Annotated in this window: 18 protein-coding genes; 13 read left to right on the forward strand and 5 right to left on the reverse strand. The window is 69.6% G+C overall.

The window, feature by feature from the left end; genetic code table 11:
- Positions 1–68: 68 nt before the first annotated feature.
- From QTI51_RS13995 to QTI51_RS14025, 7 genes are all read left to right on the forward strand, one after another.
- Entirely contained in the window at positions 69–1,460 is a 1,392-nt protein-coding gene (locus QTI51_RS13995; protein ID WP_286514397.1) for an FAD-dependent oxidoreductase, read from the forward strand.
- Entirely contained in the window at positions 1,457–2,620 is a 1,164-nt protein-coding gene (locus QTI51_RS14000; protein ID WP_116909876.1) for a CaiB/BaiF CoA transferase family protein, read from the forward strand. Before QTI51_RS13995 ends, QTI51_RS14000 begins: the two co-directional genes overlap by 4 nt.
- Positions 2,617–3,393 (forward strand): enoyl-CoA hydratase-related protein, encoded by a 777-nt coding sequence (locus tag QTI51_RS14005; RefSeq protein WP_286514400.1) that lies wholly within the window; start codon positions 2,617–2,619, stop codon positions 3,391–3,393. Before QTI51_RS14000 ends, QTI51_RS14005 begins: the two co-directional genes overlap by 4 nt.
- 19 nt (positions 3,394–3,412) lie before the next feature.
- Entirely contained in the window at positions 3,413–3,748 is a 336-nt protein-coding gene (fdxA, locus tag QTI51_RS14010) for a ferredoxin (RefSeq protein WP_286514402.1), read from the forward strand.
- A gap of 27 nt (positions 3,749–3,775) precedes the next feature.
- On the forward strand, positions 3,776–4,690 hold the full coding sequence (locus QTI51_RS14015) for a LysR family transcriptional regulator (RefSeq protein ID WP_286514404.1): 915 nt from the start codon (positions 3,776–3,778) through the stop codon (positions 4,688–4,690).
- 73 nt (positions 4,691–4,763) lie between these two features.
- Positions 4,764–5,525 carry an SDR family NAD(P)-dependent oxidoreductase gene (locus QTI51_RS14020; RefSeq protein WP_286514407.1) on the forward strand — a complete coding sequence of 254 codons (762 nt, stop codon included), beginning with the start codon at positions 4,764–4,766 and terminating at the stop codon, positions 5,523–5,525.
- A complete protein-coding gene (locus QTI51_RS14025) occupies positions 5,525–6,454 on the forward strand; it encodes a dihydrodipicolinate synthase family protein (RefSeq protein ID WP_286514409.1) in 930 nt (309 codons plus the stop codon). The genes QTI51_RS14020 and QTI51_RS14025 overlap by 1 nt, the downstream gene beginning before the upstream one ends.
- Before the next feature lie 43 nt (positions 6,455–6,497).
- Here the strand turns inward: QTI51_RS14025 and QTI51_RS14030 are convergent, their stop codons facing one another.
- Entirely contained in the window at positions 6,498–6,854 is a 357-nt protein-coding gene (locus tag QTI51_RS14030; protein WP_286514412.1) for a hypothetical protein, read from the reverse strand.
- Between the two features lie 3 nt (positions 6,855–6,857).
- The gene (locus tag QTI51_RS14035; protein ID WP_286514414.1) at positions 6,858–7,886 is read right to left on the reverse strand and encodes a CbrC family protein; all 1,029 of its coding nucleotides are present in this window, start codon (positions 7,884–7,886) and stop codon (positions 6,858–6,860) included.
- A gap of 187 nt (positions 7,887–8,073) precedes the next feature.
- On the opposite strand from QTI51_RS14035, the gene QTI51_RS14040 reads away from it, so the two are divergent.
- Positions 8,074–8,532: an SRPBCC family protein gene (locus QTI51_RS14040; RefSeq protein ID WP_286514416.1), complete on the forward strand. Its 459-nt coding sequence runs from the start codon at positions 8,074–8,076 to the stop codon at positions 8,530–8,532.
- 7 nt (positions 8,533–8,539) lie between these two features.
- Here the strand turns inward: QTI51_RS14040 and budC are convergent, their stop codons facing one another.
- Positions 8,540–9,301 carry a meso-2,3-butanediol dehydrogenase gene (gene budC / locus QTI51_RS14045; RefSeq protein WP_286514419.1) on the reverse strand — a complete coding sequence of 254 codons (762 nt, stop codon included), beginning with the start codon at positions 9,299–9,301 and terminating at the stop codon, positions 8,540–8,542.
- 331 nt (positions 9,302–9,632) lie between these two features.
- Between budC and QTI51_RS14050 the strand changes: the two genes are divergently transcribed.
- From QTI51_RS14050 to QTI51_RS14060, 3 genes are read left to right on the forward strand one after another with little or no spacing between them, the layout of a single operon-like run.
- A complete protein-coding gene (locus tag QTI51_RS14050; RefSeq protein WP_286514421.1) occupies positions 9,633–10,139 on the forward strand; it encodes a 2Fe-2S iron-sulfur cluster-binding protein in 507 nt (168 codons plus the stop codon).
- Positions 10,136–11,122 (forward strand): FAD binding domain-containing protein, encoded by a 987-nt coding sequence (locus QTI51_RS14055; RefSeq protein WP_286514422.1) that lies wholly within the window; start codon positions 10,136–10,138, stop codon positions 11,120–11,122. The genes QTI51_RS14050 and QTI51_RS14055 overlap by 4 nt, the downstream gene beginning before the upstream one ends.
- Entirely contained in the window at positions 11,119–13,431 is a 2,313-nt protein-coding gene (locus tag QTI51_RS14060; protein ID WP_286514424.1) for a xanthine dehydrogenase family protein molybdopterin-binding subunit, read from the forward strand. Before QTI51_RS14055 ends, QTI51_RS14060 begins: the two co-directional genes overlap by 4 nt.
- A gap of 96 nt (positions 13,432–13,527) precedes the next feature.
- On the opposite strand, the gene QTI51_RS14065 is transcribed toward QTI51_RS14060, so the two are convergent.
- A complete protein-coding gene (locus QTI51_RS14065; RefSeq protein ID WP_286514427.1) occupies positions 13,528–14,301 on the reverse strand; it encodes a metallophosphoesterase family protein in 774 nt (257 codons plus the stop codon).
- Positions 14,302–14,457: 156 nt separating this feature from the next.
- Between QTI51_RS14065 and QTI51_RS14070 the strand changes: the two genes are divergently transcribed.
- Together QTI51_RS14070 and QTI51_RS14075 are read left to right on the forward strand one after the other, a co-directional pair.
- Positions 14,458–15,333, forward strand: coding sequence for a nucleotidyltransferase family protein (locus QTI51_RS14070; protein ID WP_286514429.1), 876 nt, complete (start codon positions 14,458–14,460; stop codon positions 15,331–15,333).
- A 436-nt stretch (positions 15,334–15,769) separates the two neighbouring features.
- Positions 15,770–16,693 (forward strand): NAD(P)H-binding protein, encoded by a 924-nt coding sequence (locus QTI51_RS14075; protein WP_286514431.1) that lies wholly within the window; start codon positions 15,770–15,772, stop codon positions 16,691–16,693.
- Between the two features lie 88 nt (positions 16,694–16,781).
- On the opposite strand, the gene QTI51_RS14080 is transcribed toward QTI51_RS14075, so the two are convergent.
- Positions 16,782–17,612, reverse strand: coding sequence for an alpha/beta hydrolase fold domain-containing protein (locus QTI51_RS14080; RefSeq protein WP_286514433.1), 831 nt, complete (start codon positions 17,610–17,612; stop codon positions 16,782–16,784).
- Between the last annotated feature and the right edge of the window lie 22 nt (positions 17,613–17,634).

Raw genomic sequence — 17,634 nt, forward strand, 5'->3', positions numbered from 1 at the left:
CGCCGCATTCGCAACCCGCGGCGGCTCGCGTGCCGCCGCACCCCCCAATTTCTAAAGGAGATAGTGCTATGAGCCGTATTGGCGACTGGATGCAGGAGCCCGCGCACGACGTGCGGGTGGCGGCCGAATCGGACGTGGTGGTGGTCGGCGGCGGCCCCGCCGGCCAGGCGGCGGCGCTGGCCGCCGCGCGCAACGGCGCGAGCGTGACGCTGCTGGAGCGCTACAACCACCTGGGCGGCCTCGCTTCGGGCGGCATGGTGCTGGTGCTGGACGACATGTGGGACAGCCACCAGCAGGAAATTTCGGTGCGCGGCATCTGCATGGAAATGATCGAGCGCATGTCCGCGCTGGGCTTGGCCGAGTACCCGCGCCAGCAGGAGTGGGGCACGCTGCCCGAATCGGTGCGGCGCTGGAAGCGCTGGGGCACCTACGACTTTCACAGCAAGGAGAAGCCGCACCCCATCTGCTTCGCCGCCGCCTTCGACCCTGATGCGTGGAAGCGCAGCGCGCTGGAGATGGTGCTGCAGGCCGGCATCGAGCTGCGGCTGCACTCGTGGTTCTCGCGCACGCTGGTGGAAGACGGCAAGGTGAAGGGCGTGGTGTGCGAGACCAAGGGCGGGCGCGAGGCCATCCTGGGCAAGGTGGTGATCGACACCACCGGCGACCTCGACGTGGCCGCCTCGGCCGGCGCGCCGCACATCAGCGGCAGCTACATCGTGACCACCGTGTTCCGCCTGGGTGGTGTAGACACCGAAGAGGCCGAGCGCTTCGAGCGCGACGAGCCGGTGGCCTGGCAGGCGCTGGACCGCGAGATCAAGCACATGCTCGGCGGCGCGTGGGAGGCGTGGTGGCTGAAGACGCCGCTGCCCGGCGTGGTGTGGTGCAACTGCCCGCACATGCCGGGGCTGGACGGCCTGAAGGTGAGCGACCTGACCCGCGCCGAAGTGCAGGGCCGCGCCACCATCCACAAGGTGATCGAGTTCGTGCGCGCCAAGCTGCCGGGCTTTGCGAAGTGCACGCTGATCGACATGGCGCCGCAGACCGGCATCCGCCAGACACGCCTGCTCGAAGGGGCCTACGTGATGACCAAGGAAGACGTGGCGCAGCGCACCCGCTTCGACGACAGCGTGGCGCGGGGCCGCGACTACTACTACCCCTACCGCACGCTGTTGCCGCGCAGCGTGGAGAACCTGCTGGTGGCCGGGCGCCACTACTCGGCGACCTCGGCCGCGCAGAAGATCTCCCGCGAGATCCCGCCCTGCATGGCGATAGGCGAGGCCACGGGCACCGCCGCCGCGCTGGCGCTGAACGCGGGTGTGTCGGTGCGCGAGGTCGACATCGCGAAGCTGCAGAAGACGCTGCGCGCACAGGGCGCCGACCCCGGCGACCAGAAGGGCCCGAACGCCGACGTGCCCGCCATCGCGCGTTCTTTCTCCGAGCCCGCCAGGGAGGCCGCATGAGCACCGCCGCATTGCCGCTGGACGGCATCCGCGTGATCGACTTCACGCAGGTGATGATGGGCCCGGTGTGCACGCAGATGCTGGCCGACCACGGGGCCGACGTGATCAAGATCGAGCGCAAGGGCGCGGGCGACCTGAGCCGCTCCACCTTCGCGCCCGTGGCGGGCCACGACAACCCGATTTTCTGCAGCCTCAACCGCAACAAGCGCAGCGTGGAAATCGACCTGCGCGACGAGGCGCAGATGGAGCTGGTGAAGGCGCTGATTGCCGGTGCCGACGTGGTCACCAACAACTTCCGCGCTGGCGTCATGGAGCGCCTGGGCCTGGGCTACGAAGACTGCAAGCGGCTGAACCCGCGCATCGTGTACGCGGTGGGCACCGGCTTCGGCGAGACCGGCCCCTATGCCCACAAGGGCGGGCAGGACGTGCTCGCGCAGGCGCTCACCGGCGTGATGGCGCGCCGCGCCGACGCCTCGGTGCCGGTGTCGATCTACCCGACCGCGCTGGCCGACTACACGGCCGGCATGCACATGGTGCAGGGCATCCTGCTGGCGCTGCTGCAGCGCGAGCGCACGGGCGAGGGCCAGAAGATCTCGGTGTCGCTCTACAACTCCATGCTCGCCATGCAGATGCAGGAGGCGGCCATGGTGATGATGGAAGACTCGGAGGTCAACTGGGCCGCCATGCCGCTGTCGGGCGTGTTCGACACGCAGACCGGGCCGCTGGTGCTGGTGGGCGCCTTCAAGGCCAACCCGCTGCGCGACATCTGCACGGCGCTGGGCATCGAAGACCTCTCGCTGGACGAGCGCTACGCCACGCTGAAGGCGCAGTTCGCCAACAAGACGGCGCTGCACGCCATCTTCCACGAGCGCTTTGCCAGCGACACGCGCGAGCACTGGCTCGCGAAGCTCGAAGAACAAGACCTGCTCTCCGCGCCCGTGCGCGACATGCGCGAGGCGCTGGTCGACCCGCAAACGCTGCACAACGCCATGATTTTGGAGGGCGACGCCTCGGCCAGCCGCCCGCTGAAGTTCATCGCCAGCCCGATCCACATGTCGGGCGCCAAGGCCGGCATTCGCCGCGAGCCGCCCAGGCTCGGGCAGCACACGGCCGAGGTGCTGGCCGAGGCGCGCGCGCTCATCGAGGAGGCCGACGCATGAGCGTTCTTTTCGAAGTGGCCGACCATGTCGCCACGGTCACCATCGACCGGCCCGAGGTGCTCAACGCCATCGACCTGCCGGCCGAGGCCGAGCTGCAGCGCATCTGGCGCGACATCGAGTCGCGCGATGACATTCGCGCGGTGGTGCTCACCGGCGCGGGCGAGCGATCGTTCTGCGCGGGCGCGGACCTGAAGAACACCTCGAACCTCAAGGGCGTCGAGTACTGGGCGGCGGCGCGACCCGGCGGCTTCGGCGGCATCGCGCTGCGCGAGACGCTCGACGTGCCGGTGATTGCGCGCGTGAACGGCTTCGCGCTGGGCGGCGGCTTCGAGATGGTGCTGGGCTGCGACATCGTGGTGGCCTGCGAGGAAGCCAGCTTCGGCTTGCCCGAGCCGCTGGTCGGCCGCCTGCCGCTGGACGGCGGCATGCTGCTGCTGCAGCGCCAGATTCCCTACCGCCAGGCCATGGGCATGATGCTCACCGGCCAGCGCGTGAAGGCGCAGCGCGCGCTGGAGATGGGCCTGGTCAACGAGGTGGTGCCGCGCGCGGGGCTCGACGGCGCGGTCAACCGCTGGGTGCAGCAGATGCTGGCCTGCGCGCCGCTGTCGCTCAAGGCCATCAAGCAGGTGGTGCGCCGCACGGGCACGCTGTCGCCGGCCGAGGCGCACCGCATGCGGCTGCCGGCGCTGGTGAGCGCGCTGCAGTCGCAGGACGCCGACGAGGGCGTGCTGGCGTTCCAGCAGAAACGCAAGCCGCAGTGGCTGGGCCGCTAGGCGCCAGCCCTTCAATGCCATGCCCCACGTCATTACCGCCGCCTGCATCGACGTCAAGGACGGCGCGTGCGTCAAGTGCTGCCCGGTCGATTGCATCTACGAAGGCGAGCGCACTCTGTACATTCACCCGGATGAATGCATCGACTGCGGCGTTTGCGTGTCCGCCTGCCCCACGCAGGCCATCTACGAAGACCTTCGGCTGCCGCCCGAAATGGCACATTTCACCGCCATCAACCGCGACTTCTTCGCGGCGAACGTCAGCGGGCTGGGCTCGCCCGGCGGCGCGGCCGACACGGGGCGCGTGGCCTGCGACCACCCCGGCATTTCCCTGGAGCGCGCGAGGCTGGCCGGATGAAGGCACGTGGATCGGGAGGGCCGGCTGATGCACGCCAGCATTCTCAAATACTTCATCGAGGTGGCGAGCTGCGGCTCGGTGCGCAAGGCCTCCGAGCGGCTGTTCGTGGCGGCCAGCGCGGTCAACCGGCAGATCCACAAGCTGGAAGACGAGCTGGGCGTGGAGCTGTTCGACCGCATGCCCAACGGCCTGCGGCTCAACGCGGCCGGAGAGCGCCTGCTGAAGCACGCGCAGGAAACCCTGCACGAATACCAGGTGATGCGCACCGAGCTCGACGCGCTCAAGGGCGAGCGCACCGGCCACGTCAAGGTGGCGGCCATGGACTCGTTCTTCGAAGAGATGCTGCCCTCGGCGGTGGAAGACTTCCTGCAGGTGTTCCCGGCCGTGACGTACACCATCACCGCGGTGCAGCCCATGGACGTGGCGCAGATGGTGATGTCGGGCCAGGTCGACGTGGGCATGACCTTCGTGAGCCGGCTGCCGGGCGGCGTGGCGGCGGTGGCGCTGGCCAACCTGCCCATCGGCGTGGTCATGCCGCCGGGCCATCCGCTGGCCAACCATGCGCGCGTGTCGCTCAAGGAATGCGCGCGCTACCCGTTCCTGCGATCGAGCTCGCACCCGGTCATCAGCGCCGCGCTGTCGCCGGAGTTCGCGGCCTTCTGGGACGACATGGAGCCAGCGGCCACCTGCAATTCGACGCCCATGCTCAAGCGGCTGATCATGGCCGGCAAGGGCATCTCGTGCTTCTCGAAGATCGCCTTCATCGAAGACCTGAAGCGCGGCGACCTGATCTGGCGGCCCTTCGAGCTGCCCGCGCTCGACCAGCTGCAGGTCGGCATCGTGGTGCCGTCGCAGCGCGTGCTGCCGCACGTGACGCAGAACTTCGTCGGCCGCATGGCGCGGCGACTGACCCAGCTGGAAATCGCCGCCGCCTCCGTGTGAACGCGGGGGGCGGCCGCGCCAGGTTTCCAGCCTCGCACCCGACCCCGCTTTCAACACAAGGAGACACGACGACATGAACGATCTGAAGAACAAGGCCGTGCTGGTGACCGGCGCGAGCACCGGCATCGGCGCCGCGGTGGCGCGCGCGCTGGGGCAGGCCGGCGCGCAGGTGGCGGTGCATTACCGCGACAGCGCCGAAGCCGCGCGGCAGGTGGCGCGCGACATCGAGGCCGCGGGCGGCCGCGCGCTGCTGGTGCAGGCCGACGTGACCGATTCTGCCGCCGTCGACCGCATGGTGAAGACCGTGCACGCCGAGTTCGGCCGCATCGACGTGCTGGTGAACAACGCGGGCGGCTTCGTCAGGCGCGCGCCCATCGTGGACGCGGACGACGACTACATCGACGCCGTGTTCCGCCTGAACGCGCGCTCGGTGGTGGCCGTGAGCCGCCGCGTGATCCCGCTGATGGCGGCGGGCGGCGGCGGCGCCATCGTCAACGTGACCACGCAGGCCGCGCGCACCGGCGGCGGGCCGGGCGCGGGGCTGTACGCGGCGTGCAAGGGCTTCGTGTCGACCCTCACGCGCACCATGGCCAAGGAACTGGTGAAGGACAACATCCGCGTGAACGCGGTGGCGCCGGGCGTCATCGAGACGCCCTTCCACGACGGGCATTCCAGCCCCGAGGTGCTGAAGAACTTCGCCAACGCCATTCCCATGGGGCGCCTGGGCACGGCCGACGAATGCGTGGGCGCCTTTCTGTTCCTGGCGAGCGCGGCGGCCAGCGGCTACGTCACGGGCCAAGTCATCGAGGTGAACGGCGGGCAGGTGATGCCCTGATGGCGGGGCTGCGCGCGCCGCGCTACCGCGGCATCTTCCCGGTGGCGCCCACCCCCTTCACCGAAGCGGGCGAGCTCGACCTGGCCAGCCAGAAGCGCTGCATCGACTTCATGATCGATTCGGGCGTGGACGGCATCTGCATCCTGGCGAACTTCTCCGAGCAGTTCCTGCTGGCGGACGACGAGCGCGAGCTGCTCACGCGCACGGTGCTCGAGCACGTGGCGGGGCGGGTGCCGGTGATCGTCACGACCACGCATTTTTCGAGCGCCGTGTGCGCGGCGCGCAGCCGGCGCGCGCAGGACATGGGCGCGGCCATGGTCATGGTGATGCCGCCGTACCACGGCGCCACCTTCCGCGTGCCCGAGGCGCAGATCGAGGCCTTCTACGCGCGCGTGTCCGACGCCATCGGCATTCCGGTGATGGTGCAGGACGCGCCGGCCAGCGGCACCGTGCTGTCGGTCGCGTTGCTGGCGCGCATGGCGCGGCAGATCGAGCAGGTGGCGTACTTCAAGATCGAGACGCCCGGCGCGGCGGCCAAGCTGCGCGCGCTCATCGAGGAGGGCGGCGACGCCATCGAAGGGCCGTGGGACGGTGAAGAGGGCATCACCCTGTTCGCCGACCTGGAGGCCGGCGCCACCGGCGCGATGACGGGCGGCGCCTATGCGGACGGGCTGCGGCCCATCGTCGAGGCGCACCGCCAGGGCGACCGCGACGCGGCCTTCGCGCGCTACCAGCGCTGGCTGCCGCTCATCAACCACGAGAACCGGCAGTCGGGCTTTCTCGCGGCCAAGGCGCTGATGAAGGAAGGCTGCGTCATCGCCTGCGAGGCACCGCGCCATCCGTGGCCCGCGATGCATCCGCTGACGCGGCGCGAGCTGATCGAGACCGCGTTGCGGCTCGATCCGATGGTGCTGCGCTGGGGGCGATGACGGCTTGACGGCTTGACGGCATGACCGCGTGACCGCCTGACCGTCAGGCGGCCGGCATTCCCGTCGGCGTCAGCGTGCCGTCCGGCCCCCGGTCGAAGCGCCGGTGGTCGCTCGGGTGCGCCGAAGCCCAGCCCGTCGCCAGCGCCGCCTCGATGGTGCCGCGCACCATGTGCGGCGTGACGGGCGCCAGCTGGAACACCTCGCCGCGTCGCGCGGGCGGCGAGGCGAGCAGCTCGCCGAAGTTCAGCCACGGGTCGTCGAAGCGCAGGCGCACCTCCAGCGGAAAGTCTTTTCGCTGGCGCTCGCCGGGCCACACGCGCAACACCAGGTAGTGGGCGTCGATGCGCCGCACCACCCAGGCATAGCGGCGCGTGCCGATGACGATCTTGCGGGGGTTCATGCCTCAGCTGTGGTCCACATAGCCGCCGAGCTTGCCGCAGTGCAGGCAGCCGAAGACGAACACCGCGATGCCGCGCTTGCGCGAAGGTGTGCGCAGCAGCCACTGCCAATCGGTGTCGCCGCCCAGGTGGGCCGCGTCGCAGGTGTCGCGCACGAAGTCGCTGGCCGCTTCGGACGCCAGCAGCGCGGCGTCCACGTGCTCGATCTCGCCGAGGAATCGGCCCGCGTCGTTGCAGTGCGCCCACCATCGCTCCTGCTGGTAGCTGAAGAAGCCGGGCGTGCGTTGCGAGACCTCGTCGACCACGCTCGCGGGCAACCTAACCTCATCGGTGCCCGGCCCGTCGACGCTGCCCACGCCGGCCGCGTCGTTGAACTCACCCTCGAACTTCGCCGCCGCCGAGCCGTCGGCAATGCACCACGGGCAGAAGTGCGATGCCTCGCCCACCGCGTAGAAGCCGCCGTCGTAGATGTAGCCGGTGGCCTGGCCGCAGCACTGGCAGCTCTCGCCCGAGGTGCGCAGCACGCCCGCGGCGAAAGGGTCGGCGTAGTAGCGGAACGTGGGCAGCGCGCGGGCGGGGTCGGGCTGCACGGCCTCAGGCACGCGGGCCTGGGCGATGGCGGCCTGCAGGTCGGCCGCGTAGGGCGCGCACCACTCGCCGGTGTGCACGTCGAAAAGAAAGACTGTGTCGGCCATCCCGTTGGCCACCTCGTCGCGGAGCACGAGCAGCTGCCGCATCAGCGAGTAGTCGTGCGCGATGCTGACGCCCTGGCGCGGAAAGCGCGCGTCCTTCAGCGCAAGCCGCGTGTAGTGCGCGATGTCTTCGGCCGTGCGCTTCATCTGCTTGCGGTCGGTGGCGTCGAACACCGGGTGCAGCTGCCACTCGCAGTCGCGCTGGCGCGGGTCGCCGAAGGTGCCGCCGTTGCTGGCGGCGTAGCGGGCCCTAAGCACCGGCGGCAATGCGACGCCGAGCTTTTCTTCGAGCGCGCGCAAGGCGCTTTCGGGTGCGGGCGGTGGGGGAACGTGCGGGGGCATGGCGATGGACAAGTGGGCGGGAAAGTATCCGCGACCGCGCGTCGCGATCAGGCACGCTGGCGGCCGCGGGGGTGGAATGGCGGCTCAGGGTTTTCCCCGATCCTTGCGCATGTCGATCCTGCGCGGGCTCGTTCGACGTAACCATAGAGGGTCGTCCTCTGCACCTTTCCCACAGGAGAAACCAACCATGGCTACCCAGACACAGACAAACACCGTGCGCCTGCATCGCGTTCTGCGCGCCCCGCCCGAGCGGCTCTACCGTGCCTTCGTCGAGCCAGGCGCGTTCGAGCGCTGGCTGCCGCCCTTCGGTTTCGTCGGCAAGGTGCACAGCATGGAAGCGGTGGTGGGCGGCGCCTGGCGCATGTCTTTCACCAATTTCAGCAGCGGCCACAGCCATTCGTTCGGCGGCAAGTACCTGGAGCTTGTTCCCGGCCAGCGCGTGGTCTACGACGCGAGCTTCGACGACGCCAACCTGCCCGGCACCATGAAGACCACCGTCACCCTGACGGCGGTGTCCTGCGGCACCGAGATCGCCGTGGTGCAGGAAGGCATTCCCGCGATGATTCCCACCGAGATGTGCTACCTGGGCTGGCAGGAATCGCTGGTGGCGCTGGCGCAGCTGGTCGAGCCCGACATTCCGGGTTGAGCGGCTGCTACTGCGGCGGCTGGCCGTTCGACGCCATCACGCCGCCGTCCACGGGAATGTTCGCCCCGTTGACGAAGCGCGCGTCGTCGCTCGCCAAAAACGCGACCACGGCCGCGATGTCGGCCGGCTCCGCCACGCGGCCCAGCGGCATGCGCTCCATGAACTTGCCGACCAGGGCCTTGTCCTTGACCATGTCCTCGGTCATGCCCGTGTGCGTGAGCGAGGGGCACACCGAGTTGGCGCGCACCCCTTGCTTGCCGAAGTCGAGCGCAAGCGAGCGCGTGAGGTTCACCACGCCGCCCTTGGCCGCGTTGTAGGCGCACATGGCCCAGTCGGCGCCCAGGCCCGACACGGAAGCGGTGTTGACGATGCAGCCGCGCGTCTTCAGCAGTTCGGGCAAGGCCGCGCGGCAGCCATGGAACACGCCGCTCAGGTCGGTGTCGATGGTCTTGCCCCACTCCTGCAGCGGAACCTCGAGCGCGGTGCCTTCGGAGGCGATGCCGGCGTTGTTGACCATGACGTCGAGCGCGCCGAAGCGCGACACCGCCTGCTTCACCAGCGCCTCGACCTCGTCGAAGCGCGTCACGTCGCAACGCTGCGCGAGCGTGCGCTCGCCCGGGAATTCGGCGGCCACGGCGGCCAGCTTCTTCTCGTCGATGTCGCACAGCACCACGTTCGCGCCTTCCTGTGAAAAGCGCTGCGCCACGCCCTTGCCGATGCCCGAGGCCGAGCCCGTGACGATGACGGTCTTGCCCTTGAAACGTTCCATGTTCGCTGCTCCTTGAAAAGAACGCCGAGCCTCCGGCGCGCTGCGCGGGCAGGCCGTAGGACAGGGCTGAACAAGGGCGTGCGTCGGCGCGGCAAGCACCACGTTTGTGCGTGGGCGCGGCCGTGCTTGCCGGCCTGCTTAGCCGCCCGCGCTTATCAGCCGCGCTTGCCAGCGCAGTGCCCTACCCGGTGAAGAAAAATGCTGACGCCGCCGCGCATTCGGGCGTGCTAAGACAAAGGTCCCAGGGAAGTCGATCGCATCGCCACGCAGCGCTGTGACAACTGTTTACCCCTCACCTCAACCCTCAACCCTCAACCCCACGAGGAAGCACATGTCCATCACCATCAACGGAGCGCCGGTCGAGCTGCCGGACGATCCGCGGGTTTCGTTGCTCGATCTCCTGCGGGAGCATCTGCATCTGTTCGGCGCCAAGAAGGGCTGCAACCAGGGCGCGTGCGGCGCGTGCACCGTGCTGGTCGACGGCGAGCGCGTGCTGTCGTGCCTGTCGCTGGCCGTGCAGTGCCAGGGCCGCTCGGTCACCACCGTCGAGGGGCTCGCCCTGCAAGGCGAGCTGCATCCGCTGCAGAAGGCCTTCGTCGAGCACGACGGCTTCCAGTGCGGCTACTGCACGCCGGGGCAGATCTGTTCGGCCGTGGGCATGGCGCGCGAGCTGCGACAAGGTGTGCCCAGCCATGTCACGGGCGACCTCTGTACCCACACCATCGCGCTCACGCACGACGAGCTGCGCGAACGCATGAGCGGCAACCTGTGCCGCTGCGGTGCCTACAACGGCATCGTCGCGGCCATCGCCGAAACTTTCGAGGGGGCACCCACATGAACCCCTTCACCTACGTGCGCGCGCATGACGCGGGCGACGCCCTGCAGCGCGGCGGCCAGCCGGGTGCCAAGTACCTCGGCGGCGGCACCAACCTGGTCGACCTGATGCGCGAGACCATCGAGCACCCGGTCTCGCTGGTCGATGTGACGGGCCTGTCGTGCGACATCGACGAGCGCGACGACGGCAGCCTGCTGATCGGCGCCGCGACCCGCAACACCGCGCTCGCCTCGCACCCCGCGGTGCGCGCGCGCTACCCGGTGCTGGCCCGCGCCATCACCGCCGGCGCGTCGGCGCAGATACGCAACATGGCGACCGTCGGCGGCAACATGCTGCAACGAACGCGTTGCGCGTATTTCTACGACGACGAGGGCTCGCGCTGCAACAAGCGCAGCCCGGGGCAGGGGTGCGACGCGGTCGACGGCTTCAACCGCCATCACGCCATCCTGGGTGCCTCCGCCAGCTGCGTGGCCACGCACCCCTCCGACATGTGCGTGGCGCTCGCGGCGCTGGGCGCCGTGGTGCACCTGCGCAACGCGCGCGGCGAACGCACGCTGGCGTTCACCGACCTGCATCGCCTGCCCGAAGACCACCCGGAAGCGGAGACGCTGCTGGAGCCCGGCGAGCTCATCACCGCCGTCGAGTTGCCGGCGCTGCCGTTCGCGGCGCGGTCGACCTACCGCAAGGTGCGCGACCGCTCGAGCTACGCCTTCGCGCTGGTGTCCGTGGCCGCCGCGCTGGAACTCGACGGCGACACCGTGAAAGACGTGCGCATCGCCCTCGGCGGCGTGGCGCACAAGCCCTGGCGCGCGTGGAAGGCCGAAGACGCGCTGCGCGGCAAGCCGGCCAGCGTAGAGGCCTTTCGCGCCGCGGCGCAGGCCGAACTGGCGGCTGCGCAGCCGCTGCGCGATAACGCATTCAAGGTGGAACTGGGCGCACGCGCGATCACCGCCGTGCTCGGCGAACTGAAGGAGATGCAAGCATGAGCGTCATTCAAGAGGCCGTCCAGGCGGTCATGAAAAAAGCCATTGCCCTCGCGCCCGACGCGTGGATGCCCGGCGGCAAGCCCGACCCGCTGATCGCGCGCAGCACCGGCCTGATCGGCGCGCCGGTCTCGCGCCTCGACGGCCCGCTGAAGGTGCAGGGCCAGGCGCGGTTCGCGGCCGAGTTCCCGATGGAAGGCATGGTCTACGCCGCGCTCGTCTACAGCACCGTGCCGCGCGGGCGCATCGCCAGCATGGACACCAGCGCGGCGCAGGCGGCGCCAGGCGTGGTGCTGGTGATGACGCACGAGAACGCGCCGCGCATGAAGCCGATGCCGCTGTTCATGTCCAAGGACAAGGCCGCCGGCGGCGACGACCTGCCGGTGCTGCAGGACGACCAGGTGCACTGGAACGGCCAGCCTGTCGCGGTGGTGCTGGCGCACACGCAGGAGCAGGCCGACCATGCGAAGTCGCTGGTGCGCGTTGCGTACGACAGCGCGCCGGCCACCACCTCCGTTGCCGCGGCCAAGGCCAAGGGCACCCAGCCCGGCACCTTCCAGGGCGAGCCGCTCAAGCTGGAGATCGGCGATGCCGAAGCGGCGCTGGCCGCCGCGCCGCACCGCGTCGACGTGACGTACACCACGCCGCGCCACAACCACAACGCCATCGAGCTGCACGCGGCCACGCTGGCGTGGAACGGGGACGAGCTGATGATCCACGACGCCTCGCAGGCCGTGGCGCACATGGCGTGGTCGATGGCCGACATTTTCGGGCTCGACGAGAAGCAGGTGCACGTCACCTCGCCCTACGTGGGCGGCGGCTTCGGCGGCAAGACGCTGTGGCGCCACCACGTGCTGGCCGCGGCGGCCTCGAAGCTCGCGGGCCGGCCGGTGCGCATCATGCTCACGCGCGAAGGCGTGTACCGCGTGGTGGGCGGGCGAACCAGCACCGAGCAGCGCGTGGCCCTCGGTGCGCAGGCCGACGGCGGGTTCGACGCGCTCATCCACACCGGCATGGTGACCATGACCGAGCACAACAACATGCCCGAGCCCTTCATCCTGCCGGCGCGCTCGGCCTACGCGGCGGGCAGCTTCAAGCTCGACGTGGAGGTGGCCACGCTCGACATGCTGGCCAACACCTTCATGCGCGCGCCCGGCGAATCGGTCGGCACCTTCGGGCTCGAAAGCGCCATCGACGAGCTGGCCCACGCCATGCAGATGGACCCGATCGCGCTGCGCCTGCGCAACGAGCCCGAGAAGGACCCGACCACGGGCGCGCCCTTCTCGTCGCGCAACGTCGTGGAGGCCTACCGCGCCGGCGCGGAGCGTTTCGGCTGGAGCCGGCGCAGCGCCACGCCCAGCTCTCGGCGCGAAGGGGAGTGGTGGGTCGGCATGGGTTGCGCCACCGCCACTTACCCCTACTACCGCATGCCGGGCGGCGCGGCGCGCATCACGCTCGACAGCAACGGCCACGCCATGGTCGAGATCGCCGCGCATGAAATGGGCATGGGCACCGCCACCGCGCAGACCCAGGTCACGGCCGAGCGGCTCGGGCTGCCCATGGAGAAGGTGAAGTTCTGCCATGGCGACTCGCGCTTTCCGGGCGTGGTGCTCGCGGGCGGCTCGCAGCAGTCGGCGGCCATCGGCAGCGCGGTGATGGCCGCGCAGCACGAACTCTTCGCCCAACTGCTGAAGCTGTGCGACAAGGACTCGCCCCTGCACGGCCTGAAGCCCGACGAGGTGGTCGGGCGCGACGGCGGCCTCGGCAAGCTCGACGAGCCCGAGCGTTTCGAGAGCTACGCGGCCATCCTCTCGCGGGCCGGGCGCGCGCAGCTGGTCGGCGAGGCCAGCGCCCCGCCGCCGCTGGAGGTGCAGCACTGGTCGATGCATTCGCACGGCGCCATGTTCTGCGAGGTGCGCGTGAACGCGGTCACGGGCGAGGTGCGGATCAGCCGCTTCCTGGGCTCGTTCGACTGCGGGCGCATCCTGAACGCCAAGACCGCGTCCAGCCAGTTTCGCGGCGGCATCGTCATGGGGCTGGGCCTGGCGCTGATGGAGGAAACGGCGTTCGACGAGCGAAACGGCCGCATCATGAACGCCAACCTCAGCGACTACCACGTGCCGGTGCACATGGACGTGCCCGAGATCGACGTGATGTGGACCGACATTCCCGACCCGCACTCGCCGATGGGCGCGCGCGGCGTGGGCGAGATCGGCATCACCGGCGTGGGCGCGGCGGTGGCGAATGCGGTGTTCAACGCCTGCGGGAAGCGCGTTCGCTCGCTGCCGATTACGTTGGACAAGTTGATGTAGCAGCCCGCGCGGCAGGCGCCAGCAAATGCCCGCTGCCGCGCCTCTTTCGCACCCGCAAGGCATCGGCGCCTTGGGTGCCTCCTTGCTTTCCGTGCCCTACGTGCTTCCCGTAATTTCCTCAACCGGCTCGCGCGGCACTTCGTAGAGGAAGAAAGGCGGCACATCGGGCCGGCTGCGCTGCAGCAGCGGCTTGGCCACGTTGTAGACCGGCACGCCGTTGATCGTGCGCCCCTGCAGCGTGCCGCGGTGCGCATGGCCGTGGAACACCGCGTCGATGGGGTAGCGCAGCAGCGGCTCCTCGAGCCGGCTGCTGCCCAGGAACGGAAAGATCTCCGCCGGCTCGCCCTGCACCGTTCCCACGATGGGCGAGTAATGCAGCACGGCGATGCGACGGCGCGTGCGCAGCTTGGCCAGCGCCGATTCGAGCTTCATCGCCTCGTTGAGCGCCTCCTGCACGAAGAGCTTGATCGCCGGTTCGCCCCACGCCCCCAGCGAGCCGCGCCCGAAGCCGCCGCCGAAACCCTTGACGCCGGCGATGCCCACGCCGTCGATCTCGCAGGCCGAGCCGTCGAGCATGCGAACGCCCGCCTGCGCGAGCGCCTCCACCACCACCTCGGGCGTGCCCGACTCGAAATCGTGGTTGCCCAGCACCGCGACGATGGGAACGGACACGGAGCCCAGTTCCTCGGCCAGCACCCTGGCCTCTTCGGCGGTGCCGTAGTCGGTCAGGTCGCCGCACAGCAGCAGGGCGTCGGCCTCGTCGGAGGCCTGGGCGAAAAAGCTGCGCAAGGTGCCGGCGGAGTCCTTGTGCACATGGATGTCGCCGACTGCGGCGAACCGCACGTGGGAGGAGGATTTGGGGTTGGACATGGGCATTCCGCGTTCGGTCGTTTGTCTTCAGCCTGCGCCCGCACGTGGCCTGCGCTCATCGGCACCCTCCCGCAACGGCTGTAGGCGCCCGCCGACGTTCGATGAGGCCGTTTGCTTTGCGCCGCGGTGCACCGCGCGCAAGTAGCTTCGCTTTCCATGAGCCCCGCCACCGTCCTCGCGCCGTCGCTGGAAAAGGAGATCGAGCCCGGCGTGGCCGACTTCTACCGGCAGACGCTGCGCGCGCTGAACGGCGCGGGCATCCGGTTCTTGGTCGGTGGCGCCTTTGCCCAGGCTTGCTACACCGGCATCCGCCGTTCGACCAAAGACCTGGACCTGTTCATCCGCCGCGACGACTGCGAGCGCATCGCGCAACTGATGGCGCCGCTGGGCTGCCGCACCGAGACGACCTTTCCGCACTGGCTCGCCAAGGTCTACCAGGGGCCGGACCAGGGGCCGGAGTTCATCGACCTGATCTTCAATTCGGGCAACGGCCTGATGCCGGTGGACGACCGCTGGTTTCGCGACAACTGCACGGCCGAGATCCTCGGCGTGCCGGTGCGGGTGGCCAACATCGAGGATTGCTTGCTGTCGAAGGCCTTCATCATGGAGCGCGAGCGCTACGACGGCGGAGACATCGCGCACCTGCTGCAGGTCAACGCGCAGCGGCTGGACTGGCACAGCCTGCTGGAGCGCTTCGGCGGCCACTGGCGCGTGCTGCTCGCGCACCTGGCGCTGTTCGGCTACATCTACCCCGGCGAGCGCGACCATGTGCCCGCCTGGGTGATGCTCGAGCTGGCCGAGCGGCTGGCACGCGAGACGCAGGCACCCGGCGGGCCCGATGCGCATGTGTGCGCCGGCACCCTGCTGTCGCGCGAGCAGTACCTGCACGACGTCGAACGGCTGGGCTATGTCGATGGGCGCCTCACACCCGTCAGCACCATGACGGCCGAAGACGTGGCGGTGTGGACCGGGGCCATCGCGGCCCGTCAGCCGCACGCCGGGCTTAAGAAGCCTGACGAGCCGGGCGGTTGAAGCTGCCCGTGCAGGTCCGGCGCTCCCGGTTTCGACAACGGGGGTTTCACCCGAGGGGGAGCGTCTAGGTACCCCTTAACGTGGCCCTCGAGATGCCGCGCTTTCGCTTGCGGCATGCCCGCAATTTTTTTTGAGCGCCGTGTTCGTAACCGTTGCTCTATTCTGCACGGCATCTCACCCTTCATGCCCGCGTGCGAAGATGGCTTCATGCGCATTGTCTTTCGCTGATTTCCGGAGGCCGCCCGCGCCTTGATGCGTGCGGGTGCTTCCGGCTTCATCGCCTCCTCTCATTCAGGTCTGTTCGCTTGCCTCGTGCAAGCGGCACGTGTCGGTACGCCTGTACGCCCGTGCGCCTGATTGCCTGGAGGCAAGCGACCGAATCCCGTGGAGCGCTGAAGCGTTGAAACGCGCGCTCCGTACACGAAAGACTTTTCTCATGACTTCCATTGATTCCACTTCCACCGGCGGCGCGTTGTTGGTCAGCGGCGGCTCCGGCGCGCTCGCGCGCCAGGTGATCGAGCTGCTGTTGCGCCACCGGCCCCGCGTGCCCCTCATTGCAAACACCCGCCAACCCCGCCAGCTGGACGACCTGGCGGCGCGCGGCGTGTCGGTGCGCTTCGCCGACTTCGACCAGCCCGGCTCGCTCGACGCCGCCTTCGCGGGCGCGACGCGCATGCTGCTGGTGAGCACCAACACACCCGATGCACCGCCACGCCGTGTCACGCAGCACGGCAATGCCATCGAGGCGGCCGGGCGCTGCGGTGTGCAGCACGTGGTGTACACGTCGTTCGCCTCGGCCGGTGCGGCCAAGCCCGGGCCTGTGGCCGCCGACCACGCCGCCACCGAGCAGGTGCTGCGCGAAGGGCAGGCGGGCTTCACCATCCTGCGCAACGCCTTCTATGCCGAGCTTTTGCTCGCGACCCTGCCGCTGGCTCGCCGAAGCGGCCGGCTGCCGTGCGCGCCGGGCCGTGGGCGCATGACCCTGGTCGCGCGCGCCGACTGCGCCGCAGCCGCCGCGGCGGCGCTGGTGGACGGCTTCGACGGACGGCGCGTGCTGTCCGTGGCGGGCGAAGAAGCGCTGGACGCCCATGCGCTGGCGTCGATGGCATCGGAGGTGCTTGGCACGCCCATCGAGGCCGTCGAAACGATGCCCGATCAGCTCGAGGCGGCATGGCTCGCATGCGGTGCCTCGCCAGGCATGGCCCGCGTTTTCGCCGGCATGGACCGCAGCACGGCAAGCGGCGACATGGAGATACCCGGCAGTGACCTGCGCGAGCTGTTGCGGGCGTTGCCTGGACGGGCGCCGACCGGCATGCGGGCGTTTCTGCAGGCCCACCGGGCGGTGATCCTCGGGGCATAGCAACTCGGCAGCCCTGCGGAGCCGTTCTGCGCGGCGTGGCGTGAAGAACGCACCGGAAACGATGCGGCGCTGAACGCAAGCGTCGCTTCTATGAAGCGAAGTACCCGGACGAACGGTGCGTCGCGAACGCCTGCGCGATGTGCTCCGCGACGAGTTCGAGCGCTTCCCTGGCCACCTCCGCGGGCAGGTTGTGCGTCATGCCGTGGTCGCTGTTCTCGAAGCTGCGGTGGCGCACGTCGACGCCGCTGCGCGCGAGCGACGCGGCAAAGCGCTTCGCTTCAGCGGCCACCGAGTCCAGGGCGCCCGTCAGCACGAGGGTCATCGGGAAAGCAGCGAGGTCGGTATCGAGTTCGGGCGATGCCAACGGCTCGTGGCGGCGCATGGCCTGTGCAAAGTAGCTGTCGTACATGAGCTTGATGAGCCAGGGCGCGACCGCGGGACCGGGCCGGCCCGCCCATCTCGCTTTCGGCACCGTCTCCAAGCGCGATCCGGGAGGCAGCGTCATGTTCAACGCGGGATAGCAGGCGACGAGGCCGAGCGGCATTCGTCCGCCATCGTCGCGGATCTGCTGGCAGACGTTGACCGCGAGCTTGGCGCCCGCGCTGAATCCTCCGACGACGATCTCTTCGGTGTTCCATCCCCGCGAGCGGCCGTGCTGTTGCACCCACGCGAGCACGTCCGCGGCCTGCTGCTCGGCAACGGGATACTGCACAGCCGGTGCGGTGGCGTAGTCCACATTGATCACCACGGCCCCCGTGGTCGCTGCAATGAAGCGGCACGCGTGCGCGTCCTGCCGTGGTTCGCGAACGATGAAGGCGCCGCCGTGGAAGTTCACGTACACGGGTGGCGGTGGCGTGCCCGGCCCGGTTTCGGGGGCGCGGTACACGTCGCAACGCACCGGGCCATGGCGCGTCGTCATGGTCATCCGGCTGGGCGCGATG

Origin of the sequence: Variovorax sp. J22G73 (assembly GCF_030317035.1) — a bacterium.
Classification (GTDB): Bacteria; Pseudomonadota; Gammaproteobacteria; order Burkholderiales; family Burkholderiaceae_C; genus Variovorax.